The following is a 25,651-nucleotide window of genomic DNA, read 5'->3' as shown; positions in this document are numbered from 1 at the left end:
TCTGCCTATTCATTTTCTTCTTCCTCTTCGTCGAGGTCATACGGCTGAAGGTCAGCCAGTTGCGCGAGCAGACTCAAATGCACTTCGGCATCCAGTCGCTGAAGGCGCTCCGGCTCGGCAGAGCCTCCCAGCATCAGGGCAGGTACGAAACCGTACATCTCGCCGGCCTCCAGATCGCCCAATGCTTTTCTGGCCTCGTCGAAAAGCCCAAGGCCGATGTTTTCGGTCATGGCCCGCATGAGCAAGCTTTGGATTTTGTTGTCCCGTTCTTCGCTGTTGGCGCTTGGCACACTCAGGAAGTACCGGGAATGGTAGGCCGCAATGGTCAGCAGCGAGCCGGTGTTTTCACCCCATAGGTACAACTCGCCGAAAGCGCTGTGGGCAATGAGGTGGTATGTGTCGTGGGTGGTGCCACCCAGCCAGGCATCGACTACGGATTCGTATTCACGTGGGTTTACCAGCCAGAAAAGGCCACTGCCGTAGCCGCACCAACCGTGTTCTTTCCAGTAGTCGAGGAGTTGGTTGGGGAGTTTGTCTTTGTAATGATCGAGGGCTGAAGGCGGTACGGGTTGTTGGCCTATACGGTCTCCGAAGGCTTCAAGGAAGATGGAGAAAACTACGTTCATTGGTAAATTCCTTTTTAGGGTTTTGTGTGTGAAGTTCTACTGTTTGTTATGTGATAATTGTCAAGCGTTTGGCGGAGGCTCTTTTGTGTGCCATCAGAAATCGGAGAATGGATAGGGTTCAAGGGGTGAAAGCTGAGAGAGTAGTGTCAAGTGCTCCACTGTCTTGACTTTTTGAATATTTTCAAGCCGGAGTGTTCCGCCGAACGCAAGTGCGGGGATAAAACCATAAATTTCGTCAGGTTCAAGTCTGCCTAATTTGTTTTTTGCTGGCTCGAAAAAATTCCCGAAATCGTTGGATTCACGATCCATTAATAGAAAAAATCCCTGTACCTGTTTGTCCGAGTCATTTGTTGCGGATGCTTGAATTCGGCCGCAGTAATTTGATGTGTACGGTACGATATCTAACGAAAAACCGGATCTTTCGCCATATAGGTAGAGGTCGCCAAAAGCGCCTCGCGCGATGATGTGATAGTTATCTCGGCCTTGGAGTGGTGTACCTTCTATGAGTGAGGCAACTACACCTTCGTAGTCCTGAGGATTAACTGTCCAAAATATCCCGTCGCCATACCCGCACCAGCCGTGCTCGATCCAGTAGTCCAATAATTTTTCTGGGAATACACTTCGGTAGCGTGCTATGGTTGATGGAGGAACTTCCTGTCTGAATATAGGTTCGCCCATTTCCTCTATGAAGAGCGAGAAGATTTCGTCCATATTCATGATCCTTGTTTGTTAGCACTTATGCAGTTTGATGTTTAGGAAGCTAGAGGCGCCTCCCGCCTTGGACTGTTGCTTGACAGATTGCACGAGTACTCCAATTTTGCTTTTCCACTGAGGGCCTATGCTCGAATTGACTTGCCTGTCGCCAAAATCACTAATGAGGTCTTTGCCGCCGGCGATCAAGTCTGGATTATGCAATGCTGCAAGTGAAGACATTGTTTCTTTGGCCTGTTTTGTTGACAGTTTTTTTGCTTCGATAGGATTCATCTGCTCAGCCAAATCTCGATAAGCCCTCTTTCTTAGATCATCATACAATTTCTTTCTTGCTTTTCTGGCTATGTTTGGGTCCCGCTTTGCAGGGTTAGCAATATTTTCCAAGAATTCCTCAACTGTGAGGCGATTTAGCCCATCCTGCTGTCCCTTCAGTTGCCGTTCAAACTCAATGTGCTTAGAGGCTGGCAATTTATCCGCCTTGAAGCAAGCCACAGTATGCAACGGCATGCTTTTGGGCTTGCCCTGGGAAGACTCCTTGTCCTTCCCCGCAGGGCGATTCGCCTGCGCAGGCTGCGGATGATCCAGCGCCCCCTTACGCCGCTCCGGCACCTGCAAATCCGGCCGGTTCTTCAGCCCTTCTTCATGCTTTAGCATCCATTGCCCAAGCCGCGCCCCCTTGCTGCTGGCCGCCATCTCCTGCGCCAGCACCCGGGCATCGCCCCGACCGCGTGTGAGGTACGAAACCATTGCCCCCAATAGCAGAACCACCACTTCCACATGGCCCAAGGCAATGTGATGGGCCGCCCTGGAAATTGCATGCGGATCATCCCGCCCGAAAGGGTTAAGGCTTTCGTCCCGTGTGCCCTCCCAGGCGATGCGGATGCCATCGATGTAGTACTCGCCGATCCGGGGCAAACCATCGATAAAGAACTCGGCAATGGAGGCAAGTCCCAGTGCACCCAGGATCCAGCCACTGACCTTGAGGCCCACTGTCGCGCCAGTGCCGGCCAAGGGGATGGCCCCTGCACCGGCGCCGAATGCCCCGATCCCGGCGCCAATGGCGCCGCCGGTTAACGTGCTGCCGACAACGATCATCGCCATCTGCCTGACGACGATCAGCAGTTCGTCAATGATGACGGCGATGTTCAGGTCGGCGAAGCGCTGGCGCAGCATGTGCGCGGCCTGCCATTCGGCCTGGTTGAAGGCAGACTGCACCGCCCTGAGTCGGCGTAGGTTGAGTGACAGTGAAGCCACTGGCTGGTTATGGTGGGTGCGGAAATGGGCGCCTCCCTGATAGCCCACTTTATCGATGACCCGTGACTCGATCTCGTGCCATGACGGCACCAGGTGGCTCAGAAACATGTGTGTCTCCCTGACAGCGCTGTGCAGGGGAAATCACATCATGGTTTGGAAGTAATCATTTCCGTGGTTCTTGTAGGAAAAGTCTTTATCGTCTTCGAATGGAGATGATCATGGTGCAAAAAGACCGATGCCCCTGCCTGAGCTCACCGGCCTTGAACGGCATGCCCACCATGGCCCGAAAAAGGCCCATAATCCCCCGTTAATCCCTTCATAGTGCAATGCCAGCCACACCACTGCGGGAGCCCCCACCATGCACGTTTTGCTCTGCGAGGACGACGACCTGATCGCCAGCGGCATCTGCGCCGGCCTCACTGCCCAAGGCTTGACCGTCGACCGCGTAGCCAACGCCGCTGCCGCCCGGGCCATGCTCCAGGCGGCGCAGTTCGATGTGATGATCCTTGACCTCGGCCTGCCCGACGAAGACGGCCTCAAACTGTTGCGCCGCCTGCGTCAGCAGGGCATCGACCTGCCGGTGCTGGTGCTCACCGCCCGCGATGCGGTCACTGATCGAGTCGACGGCCTGCAGGCCGGTGCCGACGACTACCTGCTCAAGCCCTTCGACCTGCGCGAGCTGGCCGCGCGCCTGCACACCTTGCTGCGGCGGGTCGCGGGGCGGGCGGTGAACGTGATCGAGCATGGCCCGCTGCGCTACGACCCCAGCAGCTGCGAAGCGACCCTGGCCGGTCAGCCGGTCGACCTGTCGCGGCGTGAGCAGGCCTTGCTCCAGGCCCTGCTGCAGAACCCTGGTCGGGTGCTGTCCAGCGAGCAGCTCAAGGACTGCGTGTACGGCTTCAGTGACGAGGTCGAAAGCAACGCCCTCAACGTGCATATCCATCATCTGCGCCGCAAGCTTGGCAACAGCATCGTCGAGACCGTGCGCGGCCTGGGTTACCGCCTTGGCCCGGCGCAGGCGCCAGAGGAAGCTGCATCATGAGCCTGCGGGTGCGCCTGAGCCTGATTCTGGGCAGTGCGTTCATCATCATCTGGGTGCTCGCGGCTGCCTGGATGCTGCGCGACCTGCGCCAGCAGATGATGTTCTCCCTCGACCAGCGCCTGGTGGCGTCAGCGCGCATGGTCGCGGGGCTGATCGATCAGTTGCCCAAGCCTCTGAGCGCCAAGGGCGAAGAGGCGCATTTTTCCGCCGACCAGTTCACTGTGCCCGACGGCATGGCCTGCCAGGTCAGCTCGCTGCGCGGCGAGATCCTTGCCAGCAACCACAAGCATGATGGGGGCATGGACGATGAACAGAGCGGCTTCCGCGACCAGACCATCGACGGCGCGCTGTGGCGTACCTTCACCTACAACCATGGCGATGTGCGCATCACCACTGCCGACCGCCACATGGAGCGCGAGGCGCTCAACCAGTCCATCCTGCTGGCCGCCTCGGCGCCGGTGCTGATGGCTTTGCTCGGCAGCCTGGGGCTTGTGTGGATCGGCCTGGGCAAAGGCCTGGAGCCGCTCAATCGTATGCGTGACGCCTTGCGCAGGCGGCGAGCCGACAGCGTGGAGCCGTTGCAGGTGGCGGGCTTGCCCAGTGAGTTGCAACCCTTGCTCGACACCCAGAACCAGCTGTTTCTGCGCATCGCCCAGACCCTGGAGCGCGAACGCCGGCTGACCGACGACGCCGCGCATGAACTGCGCAGCCCGCTGACGGCGATCAAGACCCACCTGCAGGTGGCCCGCATGACCGATGGCGCAGTGCGCGAGCAGGCGCTGGCGCATGCAGAACAGGGCACCGACCGCATGCACCGGACCCTGGAACAACTGCTGCTGCTGGCGCGGGTCGAAGGCAGCCTGTCGTTCGAAGATGGCGTGCAGTGCAGCGCCGAACAGGTCGCCCGGCAGGCGGTGCAGGATGCCGGTGGGGGTGATAACCGGCGCATCGTCGTGCGCCTGCCGGAGGAGGCCACGCGCATCTACCTCGGTATGCCGGCACCGCTGGCGGTGGCGGCGCTGCGCAACTTGCTGGACAACGCCTTGCGCCATGGCGGTGACTCGGAAGTGGAACTGGAGGTGCAGATGGCCGATGGGCAGATTGGCTTCATGGTGCGCGACCATGGGCCTGGTATTGCCGCTGATGACCTGCAGCACTTGACCGAGCGTTTCTGGCGCAACGGCCAGAGCGGTGGCTGCGGGCTGGGGTTGGCGATCGTCCAGGCGATCGTGCAGCGCTGTGCCGGCAGCTTGCGCTTCGACAGCCAGAGCGATGGCTTGCGGGTGGTGCTGCAAGTGCCGGCGCGCTCGGGCGCTTGATCTGCGCCGGCTGTACCGGCCCTATCGCCGGCAAGCCGGCTCCCACTGGGCTGCGGCAGTTGCAGCAGTTGCAGCAGTTGCAGCAGTTGCAGCACTTGCTGCAGTTTTTGGGGCCAGCGCAGTACCTTGTGGGAGCCGGCTTGCCGGCGATGGGCTGCGCAGCAGCCCTGATCACGCTAACGGTCTGACATTGGGCGCGCAGTCCAGAGCAGCGCTACGGTCGCCGTGGGCGCCGGCTTGCCGGCGACTGGGCAGCACAGGCCACAAAAAATCCCACAACAAGCGCTAAATCCTCCCCCCAGCCAAGCGTTTTCCAAGCGACAACTACCCGCACATTCGCTTGCTTGCGAGGATTTACCCATGTCGACCGCTTCCAGCCTTGCCCAGGTCCTGCCGGCCAGCGCGCCGCAACCGCTGTACGAGTTCACCGAGTCGCCCCTGCTGCAACGCCAGCAGCAACAGGAATCCAACGCCCGCAGCTATCCGCGGCGTATCCCGTTGGCGCTCAAGCGCGCCCGTGGCATCCATGTCGAAGATGTCGAGGGCAGGCAGTTCATCGACTGCCTGGCTGGCGCCGGTACCTTGGCCCTGGGCCATAACCACCCGGTGGTGATCGAGGCCATCCAGCGTGTCCTGGCCGATGAAATCCCCTTGCACACACTCGACCTGACCACGCCGGTCAAGGATCGCTTCGTTCAGGACCTGTTCGGCATCCTGCCCGAGGCGCTGCGCCGTGAGGCCAAGGTGCAGTTCTGTGGCCCGACCGGGACCGACGCCGTGGAGGCGGCGCTCAAGCTGGTGCGCAGCGCCACCGGGCGCAGCACCGTGCTGGCCTTCCAGGGCGCCTACCATGGCATGAGTCAGGGCGCGCTGAGCCTGATGGGCAGCCATGGCCCCAAGCAACCGCTGGGTGCCTTGTTGGCCAACGGGGTGCAGTTCATGCCGTACCCCTACGATTACCGCTGCCCGTTCGGCCTGGGTGGCGAAGCCGGGGTCAAGGCCAACCTGCATTACCTGGAAAACCTGCTGCTGGACCCTGAAAGTGGCGTGCCGCTGCCCGCTGCCGTGATCCTGGAGGTGGTGCAGGGCGAAGGCGGGGTGATACCTGCCGATGTCGAATGGCTCAAGGGGGTGCGGCGCATCACCGAGCAGGCCGGCGTGGCACTGATCGTCGATGAGATTCAAAGCGGTTTTGCCCGTACCGGGCGGATGTTCGCCTTCGAACACGCCGGCATCGTGCCCGATGTGGTCACCCTGTCCAAGGCCATTGGTGGCAGCCTGCCGCTGGCGGTGGTGGTGTACCGCGACTGGCTCGACACCTGGAAGCCGGGCGCCCATGCCGGCACGTTCCGTGGTAACCAGATGGCCATGGCCGCGGGTTCGGCGGTGATCAACTACCTGGTCGAGCATCGCCTGGCCGAGCATGCCGAGGCCATGGGCCGGCGCCTGCGTGATCACCTGCAGCGGCTGCAACGCGACTATCCGCAGTTGGGCGATATCCGTGGGCGTGGCCTGATGCTCGGGGTCGAGCTGGTCGATGTGCAGGGCCAGCGCGACGTGCTGGGCCACCCGCCGGCCAATCGCGAACTGGCACCCAAGGTGCAGCGCGAATGCCTCAAACGCGGGCTCATTCTGGAGCTGGGTGGGCGCCACGGTGCGGTGGTGCGCTTCCTGCCGCCGCTGATCATCACTGCGCAGCAGGTCGATGAGGTGGCGCAGCGCTTTGCGCAGGCCCTGGCTGCGGCGGTCTGACCCCTGAGGGGCGCGCTGCGCCCCATTTCTCGGCAAGCCCGCTTTCCCTAGAACTGGCGGGGCATGCCCGCCGCGTTCGCTACCGCTTACCAGCCGCGCCCGGAGTTGACCCAGAAGTTCACAGACAGCGATGTCGATACCGACTCCACCTGGTGGAACCAGCCTTCTGGCAGAAACAACAGATCCCCGGCTTGCAGCAGCACCCGCAGGAAGGTAACCCCGCGCGCTTCGGGGAAACGCTGATAATCCGGTGCATCAGGGTTGAAGTCGCAGCCGTCCAGGCCACCCTTGGGCGAGGTCGACCAGGTGCCCAGGGCCGGGCGATGGTGTGGCGCCGCCAGGATGAACGACTTGTCCCCCCACACCTGGGCGAACAGGTTGTCGGCATCGTCGCGGTGCAACGGCGTGAGGGTACCTTTGGGGCCGATCCAGATGCGCGGTGCGATGTATAGCGAGCGCTCGAAGTAGGGCGGGTACTGGATCAGCTCGAGCAACTGCGCAGGCACGATGTTGTTGCCCATGTAAGCCGGTGGCTCGCCGTTGCTGTCACGCGGCTGCGGGTTGTCCAGGGCGTTGATGAAATCTGCCATGGACGTGGAGCGAAAGTCGCGCTCGGTGGAGAAGGTCTTCTTCACGTAGTCGCCATGACGGGTGATGCCCTGCAGTTCGGCGAAGTGCTCCAGCGAAGCCTGGCGGTCGAGGTTGAACAGCTTCCACTCACGCAGGGCGTCACTGATCACCACCGGTGTGCCGTACGGCAGATACTGGCGCTGGAAACGCTCTACATTCAATTGCGCGGCGGGGATTCGTTCTACTTCGGTCAACTGCGGCAGGCTGGCCGACACACGTTCGCTGTAGCGCGGTGGCGTGACATGGCGCTGGTTCATGTCAGTCTTCTGCGCCGTCACGCCCTTGCGCGCCAGGTCGATGATTTGCGGCAGCAGCGTGGCCAGGCCCAGGTTGCCGCCGATTTTCAGCCGGCCGCCGGCAAACAGCTCCTCGACGTTGGCGCTGCCGGCCATGATGCCCAGCAGGTCCTGCTGGGTGACTTCGATGGTGACATCCGGCGTTGCATGCCGGCCGGCTTCGGTGCGCGGCCGGGTACCGGCTTCACACCAGTAGGCCTGCTGCGGGCCGAAGATGAATTGGAAGATGCCTTCGACGCCTACGGCACCGGCATTGGCGAACAGCTTGCTCAGCAAAGGTTGCAGTTCCACGGCGCAGCCTCTTCGTGGGGGAGGGGTGTGAGAACGGAACGAAGGGCGGGTTGCGAAATTTAGCGCGCCGCCCAGCGCTGGCCAGGGGGTTGGCGGTGGTAATTTTTTGCAGGTTGTATCCGTTTCGTAGGGATAGCCGGGCACTGCCCGTGGTACCCCACTCGTACGGAAAGCAAGCTGATGAATCCCGAAAAGTCCCTGCAACTGGCCCGCCGTTTCATTGAATTGCCGCTGGAAAAGCGCCGCCTGTTCCTTGAAACCCTGGCCAGAGAGGGCATCGACTTTTCCCAGTTCCCGATTCCGGCCGCAGTGGCGGCCCAGGACCGTCTTGCTCCGTCGTTCGCCCAGCAACGCATGTGGGTGCTCTGGCAGCTGGACCCGCAGGGCGGTGCCTATAACCTGCCAGGTGCGGTCCGCCTCAAGGGGGCGCTCGACGAGGCGGCCCTGCAGCAGGCGTTCACTTGCCTGCTCGAACGCCACCAGACCCTGACCTGCGTGTTCCAGCAGCAGGCCGATGAGCGCCTGTGCCAGGTGCACCGCCCGGCCGCGCCGCAGATCCAGCGTCTGGACCTGCGCGAGCTTGCCGAAGACGCCCGTCAGGGCCGGGTGCAAGCCGAGATCGAGGCCGAGTCGCTGCGCCCCTTCGACCTGGAGCATGGCCCGTTGCTGCGCATCCGCCTGCTGCAACTGGCTGAGCAGGAACATGTGCTGCTGCTCACGCTGCACCACATCGTCGCTGACGGTTGGTCGATGAACGTGCTGATCGACGAATTCAGCCACTGCTATGACGCCTGCGCCGCTGGCACCCAGCCGCAACTGCCGGTGCTGCCGATCCAGTATGTCGATTACGCGCTCTGGCAGCGGCGCTGGCTCGAAGCCGGCGAGCTCGAACGCCAGCTGGCGTACTGGCAAGCCACCTTGGGTGACGAGCAGCCGGTGCTGGAGTTGCCGCTCGACCGCTCACGCCCGGCCTCGCCAAGTTTTGCAGGCAGCCGCCAGGAGCTGGTGGTGGACTCGGCGCTCGCTCAGCAACTGCGTAGCTTTGCGGCGCGGCACAACCTGACGCTGTTCATGGTGCTGCTCGGTGCTTTCGGCGTGCTGCTGCAGCGCTACACCGGCCAGTGCGACCTGCGCATCGGCAGCCCGGTGGCCAACCGCAACCGTGCTGAAGTCGAGGGGCTGATCGGCCTGTTCGTCAACACCCTGGTATTGCGCCTGCAGCCGGATACCCAAACTGACGCACTGGCCTATCTGCAGGCCGTGCGGCAGACCGTGCTGGGCGCCCAGGCCCACCAGGACCTGCCGTTCGAGCGCCTGGTCGATGCGTTGAAGGTGGAGCGCAACCTGAGCCACGCGCCGTTGTTCCAGGTGATGTACAACCACCAGCCGCAGGTCGCCGACCTGGCGGCGGTCACGTTGGGCTCTGGCCTGGAGCTGTCCGCACTGGAGTGGCGCAGCCGCACCACCCAGTTCGATCTGAGCCTGGACACGTACGAGCAGGGTGGCGTGCTGCGCGCTGCGTTCACGTACGCGACCGACCTGTTCGAGGCAGCGACCATCGAACGCATGGCGGGGCACTGGCTCACCGTGCTGCGTGAGTTGGTGGCGGACCCTGCACGGTCGCTGTGGCAACTGCCCATGCTCGACCAGGCCACCCGCCACCGGGTGCTGCAGGACTGGAACGCCACAGCTGCCAGCTACCCGCTGCAGTCTGGCGTGCATGAGCTGATCGAGGCTCAGGTGCAGCGCACCCCGCACGCGCCGGCATTGCTGTTCGACGATAGCCTGCTCAGCTATGCCGAGCTCGATGCCCGGGCGAATCGCCTGGCCCACTACCTGCGCGGCCAGGGGGTAGGCGCCGACAGCCTGGTCGGTGTCGCGGCGCAGCGCAGCATCGAGATGGTCGTAGCCTTGCTGGGGATTCTCAAGGCCGGGGGCGCCTACGTGCCACTGGACCCGGAGTACCCTGAGGAACGCCTGGCCTACATGATCGAAGACAGCGGCATTGGCCTGCTGCTGACCCAGCAGGCGTTGCTCGACAGCCTGCCGCTGCCGCACGGTGTGCAGTGCGTGGCGCTCGATACCCTGGTGCTGGACGCCATGCCGGACAGCACCCCAGGGCTCAAGGTAGAGCCGGCGCAGTTGGCCTATGTCATTTACACCTCGGGCTCCACGGGGCGCCCCAAGGGCGCGGGCAACAGCCACCAGGCGCTGACCAACCGCTTGTGCTGGATGCAACAGGCTTATGGCCTGGACGCCAGCGATACAGTGCTGCAGAAAACCCCGTTCAGCTTCGACGTGTCGGTGTGGGAGTTCTTCTGGCCGTTGATGACCGGCGCCCGTCTGGCCATCGCGGCGCCGGGCGAGCACCGCGACCCGCAACGCCTGATCCGCGCCATCGAGCGCTACCGGGTGACCACCCTGCACTTCGTGCCGTCGATGCTGCAGGCCTTCATTCACGAGCCCGGTGTGCACGCCTGCAGCACCGTCTCGCGCATCGTCTGCAGCGGCGAAGCGTTGCCGGTGGACGCCCAGCGCCAGGTGTTCGCGCGCTTACCGGCAGCGAGCCTCTACAACCTGTATGGCCCCACCGAGGCTGCCATCGATGTCACCCACTGGACCTGCGTCGAAGAGGGCAGGGACAGCGTGCCTATCGGCCAGCCGATCGCCAATATCCGCACCTATGTCCTCGACGCCGGTCTTGAACCCGTCCCGGTCGGCGTGGCCGGTGAGTTGTACCTGGGCGGGGTGGGCCTGGCGCGCGGCTACCACCGCCGTCCCGGGCTGACCGCCGAGCGTTTCGTCGCAGCCCCGTTCGTCAGCGGCGAGCGCCTCTACCGTACGGGTGACCGGGTGCGCCAGCGTGGCGACGGTGTGATCGAGTACCTGGGGCGGTTCGATCACCAAGTGAAAATCCGCGGGTTGCGCATCGAGTTGGGTGAGATTGAGGCGCGTCTGGCCGAGCATGCGCTGGTGCGCGAGTGTGTGGTGCTGGCCCTCGATGGTCGCCGCTTGGTCGCCTATCTGGTGCTCAATGCCATGCCTGAGGGCTGGCAAGGGCAGCTCAAGGACTGGCTGCTGCAAAGCCTGCCCGAATTCATGGTGCCCAGCCAGCTGCTGCCACTGGATGGCCTGCCGCTGACACCCAACGGCAAGCTCGATCGCAAGGCCCTGCCCCAGCCCGAGGCCGGGGCACAGGGTGACCATGTTGCCCCTCAGAGCGCGGCCGAACGCCAGCTGGCGAAGGTCTGGAGCGAGGTGCTGGGCACCGCGCAGGTGGGCCTGGATGACAACTTCTTTGAACTCGGGGGCGATTCGATCATTGCCATCCAGGTCGTCAGCCGCGCCCGTCAGGCTGGGCTGGCGCTCAGTCCGCGCGACCTGTTCCAGCACCAGACGCTGCGCGCCCTGGCCCAGGCTGCGGGCAGCGTGGACAGCCGTCAGGCCGACCAGCGCCCGGCTGAGGGCGAGGCACGCCTGACCCCGGTGCAGCTGCAGTTTTTCGACACGCCCATGCCGGTGCGCCAACACTGGAACCAGGCCGTGCTGCTGGTGCCCCGTGAGCCGCTGCAAGCGGCGCAGGTGCAGCAGGCCCTGGCTCAGGTGGTGGCGCAGCACGACGCCTTGCGCCTGCGCTTCACCCAGGCCGATGGCCAATGGCAGCAGCACCACGCGCCGGCCTCTGCTGGCGTGCCGCAGCTCTGGCAGCGCCAGGCAGACAGCGAGCAAGCGCTGGCTGCCTTGTGCGATGAAGCCCAGCGCAGCCTGCAGCTCGATCAGGGGCCATTGCTGGCGGCGATGCTGGTGGCCATGGCCGATGGCAGCCAGCGCCTGCTGCTGGTGATCCACCATCTGGTGGTCGATGGTGTTTCCTGGCGCATTCTGCTCGAAGACCTGCAACGTGCCTGCCTGGGCCAGCCGCTGCCTGCCCGGACCAGCAGCTACCAGGCCTGGGCCGAGCGCCTGGCCGGGCATGCCGACGCCTGTGCGGGGCAGCTCGACTACTGGCTGGCGCTTGGCGAGGCCGGGGCGCAGGCGCTGCCACGTGACCGGGCGGTAACACAGACGCGCGTGGCCGATGAGCGCAAGGTACGGGTCAGTTTCCCGCCGGCCTTTACCCAGGCCCTGCTGCAACAGGCGCCGAGTGCCTACCGTACGCAGGTCAACGACCTGCTGCTGGCGGCCCTGGCCCGGGCCCTGTGCAACTGGAGCGGCGAGCAGCAGGTACTGGTGCAGCTCGAAGGGCATGGCCGTGAAGCGCTGTTCGACGATATCGACCTGACCCGTACCGTGGGCTGGTTCACCAGCCTGTATCCGGTCGCCCTGCGCCCGCAAGCACAGCCCGGCGCCTGCATCGCGGCCATCAAGGAACAACTGCGCGCAGTACCCCAGCGTGGCCTGGGCTACGGCGTGCTGCGTTATCTGGGCACACCGGCGCAACGCGAGCAACTGGCGCGCCAGGCGCAGCCGCGGGTGACGTTCAACTACCTGGGCCAGTTCGACAGCCAGTTCGACAAGGGCGCGCTGTGGCAGCCCGACCCTCGCGGGGCCGGGCAGGGGCAGGATAGCGATGCGCCGCTGGCCAACTGGCTGAGCGTGGAAGGGCAGGTCTACCAGGGCGAGCTGGGCATCAGTTTCGGCTACAGCCAGGCGATGTACGACGAGGTCACCATCGACGCCCTGGCCAGCGATTTCGCCACCCAGCTGCGCGCCTTGGTCGATCACTGCCTGCAACCGGGGGTCGCCAGTGCCACGCCGTCTGATTTCCCGCTGAGCCAACTGGACAGCAGCGGGCTCGCCGCTCTGGCAGTGGAGCTGGCTCAGGTGGAGGACATCCTGCCGCTGTCTCCCTTGCAACAGGGCCTGCTGTTCCATTGCCTGCATGCGGCCGCACCCGGCGACTACATCAACCAGTTGCGCCTGGACATCGACCAGCTCGACCCACAACGTTTCCAGGCGGCCTGGCAGGCGGCGCTGGACGCCCACCCGGGGCTGCGTGCCAGCTTTCACTGGCCGGTGGGCGTGCAGCAACCGGTGCAGGTGATCCGCCGCCAGGTGCAGCTGCCGTTCAGCCAACTCGACTGGCGCGACCAGGCCGTGCCGGCCGACCACCTGCATAGCCTCGCCGAGCAGCAGCGCCTGGCCATGACCGCGACGGATCAGGCGCCCTTGCTGGGCATCACCCTGGTGCGCCTGGGCGAGCAGCGCTGGCACATGATCTACACCCATCACCACCTGCTGCTCGATGGCTGGAGCCATGCCCGGTTGCTGGCTGAAGTGATGCAACGCTACAGCGGCCAGACACCCCACCAGGCACCTGCGCACCCTCGCACCTACCTGGCCTGGCTGGCCGCGCGTGACCGCCAGCAGGACCAGTCGTTCTGGCAGGCGCAACTGCAGGGCATGCAGGCGCCGACACTGCTCGCCAGCCAGCGCCGCAGTGTTGAACCGGCTGCCTACGGCCTGTGGCAGCAACGCCTTGGCAGTGCGGCATCGGCGCAGATCAAGGCGGCGGCGCGGGCGCGCAAGGTTACCGTCAATACCTTGGTGCAGGCGGCCTGGCTCTTGCTGCTGCAACGGCACTGCCGTCAGGACACCGTTTGCGTCGGTGTGTCGGTATCGGGGCGGCCTGCTCAGGTGCCGGGCATCGAGGCGCAACTGGGGCTGTTCATCAACACCGTGCCATTGGTGGCTGCCCCGCGCCTTGAGCAGCGTCTTGATGACTGGTTGCAACAGCTGCAGGCCAGCAACCTGGCACTGCGCGAGCACGAGTACACGCCACTGGCCGACATCCAGCGCTGGGCGGGCAGAGCAGGCGAGGCACTGTTCGACACCTTGCTGGCGTTCGAGAACTACCCCGTGGCCGAGGTGCTGCAAGGTGGCGGTGACGGGCCGCGCTTCGGTGTGCCGGACAGCCACGAGCAACCCCACTACGCCCTGACCCTGTCAGTGGGCATGGGTGAGCAGTTGCAGGTCGACTATCGCGTGCGCCACGACGCCTTCAGCCTGGCCGACGTGCAGCGCCTGGCCGAGCAGTTTGGCCAGCTGCTGCAGGCGCTCGCTGGCGCGGGTAATCCATGCCTGGCTGAGCTCAGCCTGCTGGATGCCGCCAGCCGTCAGCGTTGCCAGGGGCAATGGCAGGCCGCCGACCGCAGTGTTCCGGCATGGGGTGTGCACCAGCTGATCGAGGCCCAGGCGGCGCGCAACCCGCAGGCCGTGGCCTTGGTCGCCGACGACGGCACGCTGGACTACGGCCAGCTCAATGGCTTGGCCAACGCGTGGGCGCACCAGTTGATCGCGCGGGGTATCGGCCCCGAGGACCTGGTAGGCCTGTGCAGCGAGCGAGGCCTGGCGATGGTCGTTGGCCTGCTGGCGATCCTCAAAGCCGGTGCCGGCTACGTGCCGCTGGACCCGCACTACCCACGTCAGCGCCTGCAGGACATGCTCGACGACAGCGCCGTCAGGCTGGTGCTGGGCACCCGCACCGCCGCGCAGCCACTGGCGCTGGCAGGCGCAGCCGAGTGGTTGTGGCTGGACCAGCCGCTGGCGCCGCTGGACGCCAACCCTGTGCCGCGCGCCAGCGCCGACAACCTGCTGGGGTTGATCTACACCTCCGGCTCCACCGGGCGCCCCAAGGGTGTGGCCCTGACCCATGGCGCCATCGCCGCGCACATCGCGACCATGGTCGGCCAGTACCAGGTGACGGCGCAGGACCGCTTCGTGCACTTCGCTTCGATCAACTTCGACTGGGGCACCGAGCAGTGGTTGCTGCCGCTGAGCCAGGGCGCCTGCTGCATCGTGCGTGGCGATGATATCTGGACTGCAGCCCAGGCCTTCGAGGTGATCGAGCGCGAGCGCGCCAGCGTGGTCTACTTCCCAACCCAATACGCCTGTCAGCTGGCCGAGTGGGCGCATCAGCAGGGCCGGGCACTGCCGGTGCGCTGCCTGAACGTAGCCGGGGAGGCACTGCCGCGCGAAGGCTTCGAGCGAATCCAGGCCCATTTGCAGCCCCAGCGTATCGTCAATGGTTACGGCCCTACCGAAACCGTGATCACCCCGCTGCTGTGGCAGGCCGACGGGTTGACCCGCGTCGACACTGGCTATGCACCGATCGGAACACCGGTGCCGGGGCGCACCGCTTACCTGCTCGATGCTGCCTTGCAACTGCTCGACACCGGCACTGACGGCGAGCTGTACATCGGCGGCCCTTGCCTGGCGCGTGGTTACTTCGGCCAGGCGGCGCTGACCGCTGAACGCTTCGTGCCCGACCCGTACGACACGGTCGGCGGCGGCCGCCTGTACCGCACGGGTGACCTGGTGCGCCAGCAGGCCAGTGGCGAGCTGGTGTTCATCGGCCGCCTGGACCACCAGGTGAAAATCCGCGGCTTCCGCGTCGAGCCCGGCGAAGTCGAAGCCTGCCTGCTGGCGCTGCCTGAGGTGCGCGAGGCGGTGGTGATGCCGGGCGGTCAAGGTGCCGACCTGTACCTGGCCGCCTGGTTGGTACCGGTCAGCGGTTCGCACGCTGATGCCGGCCTGCGTCAGCGCATCCTCGACGCGTTGCGCGCCGCGCTGCCGCCCTACATGGTGCCGTCACGCCTGCAGCTGCTCGACAGATTGCCGCTGAACCCCAACGGCAAGGTCGACCGCAAGGCATTGCCGGCAATCGAGGCCGACATCCCTGAAGAAGCGTTCAGTGCACCGCTGGATGCGCTCGAATGCGAGGTCGCCGAGGCCTGGGCCACTGTGCTGGGCAGACCAGCAGTGGGCCGTTTCGAGCACTTCTTCGAGGCCGGTGGCCACTCACTCTTGGCCACCCAGGTGGTGGCGCGCCTGCACCGCGATGGCCACACCGGCGTCAGTGTGCGCGACCTGTTCAGCGCCCCGCGCTTGTGTGATTTCGCTCAGTGCCTGCGCCAGGCACAGCCAGTGAGCGATGCCGGCCCGCAACTGCGCGCCCTGGGCGACAAGGCCAGTGCACCGCTGTCGCTGGCCCAGCGCCGGTTGTGGATTGCCGAACAGTTCGCCCAGGGCAGCGGGGCGTACGGCATGCCGCTGGGCCTGCGCCTGGACGGGCCGTTGCAGCCCGAATGCCTGAAGCAGGCGTTGCAGGTGCTGGTGCAGCGCCATGAAGTGCTGCGCAGCGCGGTGGCCTGTGACGAGGAAGGTGAGCCGCTGCTGCTGATCCAGGCTGCGGTAGACCTGAACCTGCCCGTGGACGACCTGAGCCCGTTGCCTGCCGCCGAGCAGCAGCTGCGCGTGCTTGAAGCGCAACTGGCCAACGTGCGTCAGCCGGTGCCCCTGGACCAGGCGCCGATGCTGCGTGCACGCCTGCTGCGCTCGTCCGGTGACGCCCATGTGCTGCTGCTCAACATGCACCACATCATTTCCGATGGTTGGTCGATGGCGCTGATGGTCAACGAACTGATCGCCAGCTACAGCGCCCTTGCCCGTGGCCAAGCGCCCGCGCTGGCGCCGCTGGCGCTGCAGTACTCCGACTATGCGCTCTGGCAGGCCGCGCGCGAGCGTGCCGGGTTGCTGCAGGCCCCGGCGCAGTGGTGGCGCACGGCGCTGCAAGGCAGCAGCGGGCGCTTGCAGTTGCCGACTGATTTGCCGCGCCCGGCCAAGGCCTCCCAGGCGGGTGAAAACCTGTATCACGACCTGCCGCCGGCTACGGTCGTGGCGGTACGCGAACGCGCCGCACAGCTGGGTGTAACGCCCTACATGCTGCTGCTGGCGGCGTTCCAACTGCTGATGCACCGCGCCAGCGGCCAGCACGATCTACTGCTGGGGGCTGATGTCGCAGGCCGCGAACACCCCGACCTCGAGGCGCTGATCGGTTTCTTCGTCAATGTTCTGCCACTGCGCTCGCAACTGGACGAACGGCTGGACTTCGCCGCGTGGCTGGCGCGCACCCGCACCACCTTGCTCGATGCCAGCGAGCAGCAGGCACTGCCGTTCGACCTGATCGTCGAGGCTGCTGGCGCGCCGCGCCACCCCGGCATGAACCCACTGGTACAGGTGCTGTTCGTGATGAACGACATGCCAGTGGCGCACGGCGGCCTGGCCGACCTGAGTGTGCAGGTACTGCCGCAGGCGGGCGGCTATTCGAAATTCGACATGGCGCTGTTCATCGACCCGGTCGCGGACGGCTGGCGCGTCACCTGGCAGTACGCCACGGAGCTGTTCAGGGCAGAACGGGTCCAGGCACTGCTGCGTGGCTGGCTGGACATCCTGGGCCAGGTGCTGGGCAACCCACACATTCAACTGAGAGAGATCACTATGGCGGTTCACAGTGAAATCGTGGCGGCGCCTGCCGCTGCCGGCGGGCAACCGAAGAAGGACAAGCTGGGCAGCTTCCTCAAGCGCGGCGCCGGCACGCCAACCCGGCCGGCCAGCGCAGTGCGCGAGGCTGCACTGGTACCGGGGCAGGCGTTTCCGTTGTTGATCGAACCGGTCGACCCTGGCGTGAGCCTGACCGACTGGGTGGTCAAGCACCGTGCCGAGGTCGAACGCAAACTGGTGGCGCATGGCGGCATTCTGTTCCGCGGTTTTGGCTTGCAGACCCCACAGGATTTCGAAGCCTTCGCCGAGGCGGTGCAGCCCGGGCTGTATGGCCAGTACGGTGACCTGCCGAAGAAGGAAGGCGGTAAGAACACCTACCGCTCCACGCCGTATCCGGAACAGAAGATGATCCTGTTCCATAACGAAAGTGCCCACCAGGACCGCTGGCCGCGCAAGCAGCTGTTTTTCTGCGAGCTGCCGTCGCCGGTGGGGGGGGCCACCCCGGTGGTCGATTGCCGGCAGATGTACCAACGCTTGCCCGCGCCCCTGCGTCAGCGTTTCGAGGACAAAGGCCTGCTTTACGTCCGTACGTTCACCGACAAGCTGGACGTGTCCTGGCAGCATTTTTTCAAGACCGACTCGCGTGCCGATGTCGAGCGCCGTTGCCAGGCGTCGGGTATCCAGTGGCGCTGGCTGGACAACGACGAACTGCAGATCCGCACACCTTGCCCGGCGGTGATCGAGCACCCGGTCAGTGGTGAGAAGAGTTTCTTCAACCAGGTGCAGCTGCACCACGTGTTCTGCCTGGATGCCGACGTGCGCGAGGACCTGTTGGCGTTGTATGGCCTGGAGCGCATGCCGCGTCAGGTCTACTACGGCGATGGCAGCCCGATCGAAGACGCCGACATGGCGTTGATCGGTGAGCTGTACGAGGCCTGTGCGGTGCGTTTCGACTGGCAGGCCGGTGATGTGATCCTGCTCGACAACATGCTGGCGGCACACGCCCGCGACCCGTTCCAGGGGCCACGCAAGATCGTCGTCGCCATGGGCGACATGATGCAACGTGCCGACCTTGAAGCCCTCACCTTGAACCGCACAGGAGTGCAAGCATGAACATCACCGCCGAAACGAGTGGCCTGCCGTTGTTGCCCATGCAGTCGCTCGAGCTGACTGCACTGCCTGCCCGCTGGCAGGACGCGGCGCGCTGCATCACCTTGCAGCTCGACAACGTGCCGGCGCCCGCCGCACTGCGGGCCGCCCTGCAGCAGTGGCAGGGCCGCCATGACGCGCTGCGCCTGCGCATCGGCCAAGCCGCAGGTTATCGCGGCTTGCGTCAGTTTTTTGAGCGCGAGGCCGCGGGGGTGGAGCTGACGTGGCTGGCGGCGGGCGATAGCGCCGGCCGCCAGGCCTGGTTCGAGCGTGAGGTGGATGTGCAGGCCGGTGCGGGCGTTGCCGTGCTGGTGTGCGAGCAGGCCGAGGGGCGTTGCCAGTTGGTGCTGGGTGTACTGGCAGCGCTGGTCGACACTGCCAGCCTGCCGGCGCTGGCTGCAAGCCTTGCGGCGATCTGCCAAGGCGCATTGGAAACAACCGACGATGGCGATTTCGAACAATACCTGCAGTGGCGCAGCGAGGTGGTGGTGGATGAAGACGCCAGCACTGCGCGCAGCTACTGGAACGCGCTGAACGGCAAGCCCGCGAGCGCCCAGCAACTGCCCTGGCGCCCAGCCCCAGGCAGCCCACGCGGTGAGCGCGCGCAGGCCCGCACAGACCTCGACCCGGACGTTTTGACACGCCTGGCCGGGCTTGGCCTGCCCTTGGACAGGGTGCTGCAGGCAGCCTGGTGGCTGCTGCTGGCGCGGCTCGATGGCCAGCCTGTGCAGGTGGTGAACTGGTGCCACGACAGCCGTGGCGACTACGCCTATTTCGCCGGCAGCGCCGGGGTGTACCACAAGCAGTTGCCGGTGCTGCTCGATTATCAGGCCGAGCAGCCACTGCGTACCTGGCTGCACGGCCTGGCTGCGCAGCTGGAGCAGCATGCGGCTTGGCAGGAATACTTCAGCCCCGAGCAAACGCCCGCGCTGGCGCCTGCCGCCATCGGTTTTTGCCTGACCCCCGCCTGCCCGCCGCTGGCCGGTGGTTGGCAGGTGGTGGGCATTGACGCGCCGATGGCGGGCCCCGACCTGCTGCTGCAGGTCGACAGCGACTGCGCAGCGCCACAGGCGCTGGTGCAGTACTGGGCCGCGTGGCACAGCCCGGCACTGGCGCAGCTCCTGCTCGAACAGTACGCCACGCTGCTGGCAAGCATTGCCCAGACGCCCGACGCGAGCTTGGTCAGCCTGGGCATTGCCGGTGAACGACAGCGTCGTCTGGTGCTTGAGCGTAACGCCCAGGCCGCACTGCCAGCGGTCACCGAACTGCTGCCCGAGCGGGTCGCCCGCTGGGTGCGCGAACAGCCCCGGGCGCTGGCGATCATCGAACAAGGGCAGGGGTGGAGCTGGCAGCAGCTCGACCAGCTGGCCACGGCGTTGGCCGCCCACCTGCAGGCCCAGGGCATTGGCAATGCCAGCGTGGTCGGCCTGGCCCTGCCGCGCTCGGTGCACTGGCTGGCGGCGGTGCTGGCCTGCTGGAAGTGCGGCGCTGCGTACCTGCCGCTGGACCCACTCTGGCCCGCTGCGCGACGCGAGCAGGTCAGCCGCCTGGCCGGCGCGCAGTTGCAGGTCGATGCCACGCTGTTCGAGCAGCTCGCGGAAACTTCAGCGCCGTTCGAGGCGCAAGTGCTCACGGCCGATACGGCAGCCTATGTACTGTTTACCTCAGGTTCGACCGGTGAGCCCAAGGGGGTGGTCATCGAGCATGGGCAACTGGCCGGGTACCTGCAGGCCGCTGAGCAAGCTTTGGACCTTTCGGCCTGCAGGCACTTTGCGTTCAGCGCCACGGTGGCGGCTGACCTCGGCCACACCAGCCTGTTCGGCGCCTTGCAGGTTGGCGCCACGTTGCACGTTGCCAGCGACGCCGTGATGCAGGACCCGGCAGCGTTTGCCGCGTTCGTGCGCGACGAAGGTATCGATTGCCTGAAGATCGTGCCGTCGCACCTGGCGGCGCTGCTCGACAGCGCGCAGCCTTGCCTGCCAGCGACCCTGGTGCTGGGCGGCGAAGCGCCGAGTGTGCAGTTGCTGGCGCGCATCGCACGGCTGGCGCCTCAGGCTCGGGTGTTCAACCACTATGGCCCGACCGAAGCCACGGTCGGCGTGCTGGTCCAGCCACTGCGGGCCGACGCGCCGATGGCGAGCCTGGGCCAGGTGCTGGCCGGCAACCGCGTTTACGTGCTGACGCCTGCTGGGCAACTGGCGGGCGTGGGTGAGCTGGGTGAACTGCATGTGGCCGGGCGCCAGCTGTGCCGGGGTTATCTGGGGGGCGAGCAGGGGGCGTCGCGCTTTATCGACAACCCCCTGCAAGCCGGCGAGCGTCTGTACCGCAGCGGTGATCTGGCCCGTTACCAGGCCGATGGCGGCATCCTGCTGCAGGGCCGGCAGGATCATCAGGTGAAGATCCGCGGGTTCCGTGTCGAGTTGGCCGAAGTGGAAGCGCGCCTGCTGGAGGTCGATGGGGTTGCTCAAGGTGCGGTGCTGGCGGTTGAAAACCAGCCGGGGCAGTTGGAGCTGCTGGCTTGCTACGTCGTGCACGGCGAAGGCCATGGGCTCGATGAAGCCTCGCTGCGTGCGCGGCTGGCCGAGTGCCTGCCAGCGGCCATGGTGCCAACCCAGCTGCGTCGCCTGCCGAGCCTGCCGCGCCTGGCCAACGGCAAGCTCGACCGTCGCGCGCTGCTGGAAATGCCGCAGGAGGGCGGCCAGCAGGATGTACCCCAGGACGCATTGCAGACATTGCTGGCCCAGCGCATGGCGCAGTTGCTCGGGCGCGAAAGCATCGGTATCCACACCGACTTCTTCGCGGCCGGCGGCCATTCGCTGCTGATCATCAAGCTGGTGGCTGGGATTCGTAAGTTGCTGAACTGTGAAGTGGCGCCGGCGCTGGTCTTCGAGCACCCCACCGTGGCGGGGCTGGCCGAGGCGTTGCAGGCCAACGAGGCAAACCGCGGGCAGTTGCTCAAGATTGCCCAGGCGCGCCTGCAACTGGAGCGCATGAGCCCTGAGGAAAAAGAGCAGATGCTGGCCAAGGCGAAGAACGTCACCGCATAGCTCGATCAGCGTTCATAGGGCCGCTTTGCGGCCCATCGCCGGCAAGCCGGCTCCCACCCCCTACCGCGCAGCGCTCAAGAACGGCGGTGTACCAGGGCTGGCCATCATGGGTGGGAATGTCTTGCTCAATGTCTAAAAGCTGGCGCGATCCCAGTGGGAGCCGGCTTGCCGGCGATGGGCCGCAAAGCGGCCCCAATCGCTCACCTCACCGCCACCAGCCTCCAGGTTGCCTCTCATGAGCGCTAGCTCCAGCCCCCCGTGCCTGCGAAACATTGAACGTAAATGAAAAAAGTTATCAGTTTTTTTAACGTTCGTGCGTCTTACCTGTAGGCCGCTGAAAACGTGTCGCTCGAACGCGTAAGGCTCTTATAGAAACGGTACGTCGAGACCGTCACCTACACACTCATAGAACATTCGGAGTCAGTCGCGCACATGAAGTCCAAACGTATGCGAAACAAGGGGGCAGCCTTGGCCGCCGGGCCATCGAAGTGGAGCCTGCGTGCCTCGGCACTGGTGCTGAGCCTGGCCATGGCCCACGCCCATGCCCAGCCGGTGGCGGTGGACATCGCAGCCCAACCACTGGACCAGGCACTGATCGCCCTTGGCCAGCAGACCGGCCTGCAGATGGTCTACTCGCCCGACCTGGTCAGCGGCAAGCGTGCACCGAAGGTCAGCGGCACCATGGAGCCGGACCAGGCCCTGTCGCAACTGCTGGAAGGCGCAGGCCTTACGTACCGTATCGAGAACAATTCGGTCCTGCTGATCAGCACCGACACCAGTGACGTCGGCGCCGGTGCGCTGGTCATTGGCGAAACCACCATCATGGGCCAGGGCATGGGCCAGGCGACCGAGAACACTGGCTCCTACACGCCGGGCCTGACCAGCGTCGGCTCGAAAAGCCCGACCTCGTTGAAAGAAACCCCACAATCGGTGTCGGTGATCACCCGCCAGGTCATCGAAGACCGCCAGTTCACCGACATCAACGATGCGATGAAGGCCGTGCCGGGTGTGACGGTGCAGAGCAACACCTTCCGTATCCAGGACTTCTACTCGCGCGGCTTCCCGATCCAGAACATCCAGCTTGACGGTGCCGCCCCCATGGCGTTGGGTACCACCGCCGGCAGCTTCTACGCGTCGAACATTTACGACATCGCCGAATTCGACCACGTGGAAGTACTGCGTGGCGCCAGCGCGCTGTTTGGCGGCACCGGTGACCCGGGCGGTATCATCAACCTGGTGCGCAAGCGCCCGCTGGACTTCTACCAGCTCAAGTTCACCGCCTCGGCGGGCAGCTGGGACAACTACCGCAGCGAGCTGGACGTGACCGGGCCGCTGGGCTTCGATGGCAAGCTGCGCGGCCGCATGGTGGTGGCCTATCAGGACCGCCAGTACTTCGTCGACAACCGTGCCACCGACAAGCCGTTCTTCTATGGCGTGCTTGAAGCCGATGTCACCGACGACACCATGCTCACCGCCGGCTTGCGTTTCAACAAGGTCCACGAGACCGGCACCGCCTCGGCCGTGCCACGCTACAGCGACGGTGCCGACCTTGGCCTGCCGCGCCATACCGGGCTGTCTACCACCTGGGCGTACGCGGACGGCTTTTCCCGCGAGTACTTCGCCAAGGTCGACCATCGCCTGAACGATGACTGGAAGCTCAACCTGAGCTACACCAACATCTACGACACCATCACCACCAACAACGCCACGACGCTGGGCTCGGTGAACCCGGTCACCGGCGTCGGCGTGACCCGCTACGGCACCTACAACACCCAGTGGAGCGAGCAGAACCTCTGGGACGTCAACGTCTCCGGCGACTTCAGCATGTTCGGCCTCGACCACCGCCTGGTGGTGGGGGGTGACTATCAAGAGATCGACAGCCGCTGGCGCGGCACTGGCCGCTTCACCACTGCCGGCGGCCCGGTCAATGTGTTCGACCCGGACTCCACCCCATGGGATGATCCTGGCGCCCGCCCGGCCATCAGCCGCGACTACAAACCCAACAGCCAGACTCAATATGGCTTGTACTCGAGCCTGCGCCTGCAACTGGCCGAGCCGTTGCACCTGATCGTCGGTGCCCGGGCACAGCGCTACAAGTTCGACCAGACCTACCAGACGGCAGACGCCGCCGGGACCTGGACCCAGCAGTCGCGGGTGGACATGCGCGAGCCGACCAAAGTCACCCCGTTTGGTGGCATCGTCTATGACCTGACGGACGAGTGGGCCGCTTATGCCAGCTACGCCGAGATCTTCAAGCCACAGCAGAACCTGCTGGCCGGGCCTGCGACCTCCGGCAGCACGCTGGACCCGATGACCGGCAAAACCTATGAGACCGGTCTGAAGGGCGAGCTGTTTGGCGGCGCGGTCAACACCAGTATCGCGTTGTACTACACCAAGCGTGAAGACCAGGCGGTGCAGGACCCGAACTACCCGTTGAGCCAGGTGGCATTCGGCGGTAACTGCTGTTACGTCAATGGTGGGGAAACCATCAGCAAGGGCATCGACATGGAAATCTCCGGCGAAATCCTGCCGGAATGGATGATGATGGCCAGCTACACCCTGAACATCAACAAGAACCGCGACACTGGCTCTGCGTTGAGCACGGTCACGCCCAAGCACATGGCCAAGCTGTTCACCACCTACCGCCTGCCCGGTGTGTTGAACGACTTCCGCGTCGGGGGTGGTGTGGACATCCAGAGCGCGACCAAGGTCAGCGGTACTGCTGCGACCTATGACGGCCTGGGCAACGTGGTGCAGTCCAATGTGCCTTTCGAATACCAGCAGAGCGGGTATGCGATCTGGAATGCGATGGTCGACTACCGCATCGACGAGCACTGGAATGTGACCCTCAACGGCAACAACCTGTTCGACAAGAAGTACTACCAGACCGTCGGTACCTCGACCTATGGCAACTACTACGGCGATCCGCGCAACTTCATGCTGACGGTACGCGCGACGTACTGATTTCAGCCAGCGTAATCAGGGCTGCCATGCAGCCCATCGCCGGCAAGCTGGCTCCCACAGGTACTGCGTAGGCCTCGAAGATTGCGCTGTACCCATCGCCGGCAAGCCGGCTCCCACAGGTACTGCGTAGCCCTCGAGGATTGCGCTGTACCCATCGCCGGCAAGCCGGCTCCTACAGGTACTGCGTAGGCCTCGAGAACTGCGCATTTCTGTGGGAGCCGGCTTGCCGGCGATGGGCCGCATGGCGGCCCCAGATCGCTTGCCCTACGGGCATCAGGCTTGCTGGTCAGGCCAGCACCTGCTCCAACCAGCATCCTGCCGCCGCATACACCTCGCCAGTCGCCCCAGTGATACCCGACATGCGCAGAAAATCGTGGGTCAACCCCGCCTCGATACGCAGCGTGGTCGGTGTGGCGCTCGCCTCGAGCTTGCGCGCATAGTCCAGGCCTTCATCGAACAACGGGTCGTACTGGGCCAGGTTCACATAGGCCGGCGCCATGGCTGGCAACGCCGGGTGCAGCAGGGGCGAGGCGCGCCAGTCAGTGTGCGCTTGGGTGGCGCCCAGGTAATGCTCGTAGAACCAGTCCAGCGTACCGCTCTCCAGCAGGTAACCCTCGCCATACTGCCGGTGCGAAGCGCGTCGAGTATTGCTTTCGGCTACCGGGTAGAACAGCAGCTGCGCTTTGACTGCCATGGCCTGCGGGTGTTGCGCGGCTTCGATCGCCAGAACCGTGGCCAGCGTAGCACCCGCGCTGTCACCGGCCAGCACCAGCGCGCTCGGCAGGCCCAGCTCGGTAGCGTTGTGCTGCAGCCAGAGGGCGGCGTCCTGGCAATCGTGCAGTGCCGTTGGAAACGGCTGCTCGGGCGCCAGCCGGTAGTGCGGAGCGAACACCGCATAGTCACCCAGGCAGGCCAGGCGCCGGCACACGCAGTCATGCGAGTCCAGGCTGCCGACCACATAACCACCGCCATGCAGGTAGAACAGGGTGGCCTTGGGCGTGACGCCCGGGCGCACATAGAGACGGGCGGGCAACTGCGCACCCTCGCGGCAACTGTACTGCAGGGCGCGCACGTCGACATGGGCGGGAGGGTCGGGGTCGAGCAGACGCGAGGCGTTTTCGAACTCCGCCCGTGCCTGGGCGATGCTCAACTGATGCATGGGCTGGCTCTTGCCCGTCAGGCGGCCGAGTTCGGCCAGTTCCAGGAACGCTTCCAGATCGCAATCCAGGGACATTCGGGTTTCCTTCACAGTGTTGGATAAAGGCCCGGCCGCACAGGGCGGCCGGGC

General features: G+C 65.0%; 11 protein-coding genes. 6 read left to right on the top strand and 5 right to left on the bottom strand.

Translation table 11 applies throughout. From position 1 onward, the window contains the following. Positions 1 to 5: 5 nt before the first annotated feature. The 3 genes from OSW16_RS18665 to OSW16_RS18655 form a co-directional block, all read right to left on the bottom strand. Positions 6 to 626 (bottom strand): GAD-like domain-containing protein, encoded by a 621-nt coding sequence (locus OSW16_RS18665; RefSeq protein WP_267817527.1) that lies wholly within the window; start codon positions 624 to 626, stop codon positions 6 to 8. Positions 627 to 719: 93 nt separating this feature from the next. Then, positions 720 to 1,337 carry a GAD-like domain-containing protein gene (locus OSW16_RS18660; RefSeq protein ID WP_267817525.1) on the bottom strand — a complete coding sequence of 206 codons (618 nt, stop codon included), beginning with the start codon at positions 1,335 to 1,337 and terminating at the stop codon, positions 720 to 722. Positions 1,338 to 1,355: 18 nt separating this feature from the next. Continuing rightward, positions 1,356 to 2,699, bottom strand: coding sequence for a DUF6861 domain-containing protein (locus OSW16_RS18655; RefSeq protein ID WP_267817523.1), 1,344 nt, complete (start codon positions 2,697 to 2,699; stop codon positions 1,356 to 1,358). Between the two features lie 250 nt (positions 2,700 to 2,949). On the opposite strand from OSW16_RS18655, the gene OSW16_RS18650 reads away from it, so the two are divergent. The 3 genes from OSW16_RS18650 (at position 2,950) to OSW16_RS18640 (ending at position 6,704) form a co-directional block, all read left to right on the top strand. Next, positions 2,950 to 3,633 (top strand): response regulator transcription factor, encoded by a 684-nt coding sequence (locus OSW16_RS18650; RefSeq protein WP_016393078.1) that lies wholly within the window; start codon positions 2,950 to 2,952, stop codon positions 3,631 to 3,633. Beyond that, positions 3,630 to 4,952, top strand: a complete 1,323-nt coding sequence (locus tag OSW16_RS18645) for an ATP-binding protein (RefSeq protein WP_267817492.1) — start codon at positions 3,630 to 3,632, stop codon at positions 4,950 to 4,952. Before OSW16_RS18650 ends, OSW16_RS18645 begins: the two co-directional genes overlap by 4 nt. Before the next feature lie 360 nt (positions 4,953 to 5,312). Then, positions 5,313 to 6,704, top strand: a complete 1,392-nt coding sequence (locus OSW16_RS18640) for an aspartate aminotransferase family protein (protein WP_267817490.1) — start codon at positions 5,313 to 5,315, stop codon at positions 6,702 to 6,704. A gap of 86 nt (positions 6,705 to 6,790) precedes the next feature. On the opposite strand, the gene OSW16_RS18635 is transcribed toward OSW16_RS18640, so the two are convergent. Continuing rightward, a complete protein-coding gene (locus OSW16_RS18635; protein WP_267817488.1) occupies positions 6,791 to 7,921 on the bottom strand; it encodes a cupin-like domain-containing protein in 1,131 nt (376 codons plus the stop codon). A gap of 180 nt (positions 7,922 to 8,101) precedes the next feature. Here OSW16_RS18635 and OSW16_RS18630 point away from each other — a divergent pair, with 180 nt between their 5' ends. The 3 genes from OSW16_RS18630 (at position 8,102) to OSW16_RS18620 (ending at position 24,363) form a co-directional block, all read left to right on the top strand. After that, positions 8,102 to 18,316, top strand: coding sequence for a non-ribosomal peptide synthetase (locus OSW16_RS18630; RefSeq protein ID WP_267817486.1), 10,215 nt, complete (start codon positions 8,102 to 8,104; stop codon positions 18,314 to 18,316). Continuing rightward, on the top strand, positions 18,313 to 21,399 hold the full coding sequence (locus tag OSW16_RS18625) for a non-ribosomal peptide synthetase (protein WP_267817484.1): 3,087 nt from the start codon (positions 18,313 to 18,315) through the stop codon (positions 21,397 to 21,399). The genes OSW16_RS18630 and OSW16_RS18625 overlap by 4 nt, the downstream gene beginning before the upstream one ends. Before the next feature lie 432 nt (positions 21,400 to 21,831). After that, positions 21,832 to 24,363 carry a TonB-dependent siderophore receptor gene (locus OSW16_RS18620; RefSeq protein ID WP_267817482.1) on the top strand — a complete coding sequence of 844 codons (2,532 nt, stop codon included), beginning with the start codon at positions 21,832 to 21,834 and terminating at the stop codon, positions 24,361 to 24,363. 286 nt (positions 24,364 to 24,649) lie between these two features. Here OSW16_RS18620 and OSW16_RS18615 read toward each other — a convergent pair whose 3' ends face one another. Next, on the bottom strand, positions 24,650 to 25,597 hold the full coding sequence (locus OSW16_RS18615) for an alpha/beta hydrolase (RefSeq protein ID WP_267817480.1): 948 nt from the start codon (positions 25,595 to 25,597) through the stop codon (positions 24,650 to 24,652). Between the last annotated feature and the right edge of the window lie 54 nt (positions 25,598 to 25,651).

This window comes from Pseudomonas putida, from assembly GCF_026625125.1.
Lineage (GTDB): Bacteria > Pseudomonadota > Gammaproteobacteria > Pseudomonadales > Pseudomonadaceae > Aquipseudomonas > Aquipseudomonas putida_X.
The sequence above is the reverse complement of the archived record's forward strand: the minus strand, read 5'-3'. Positions and strand labels throughout refer to the sequence as shown.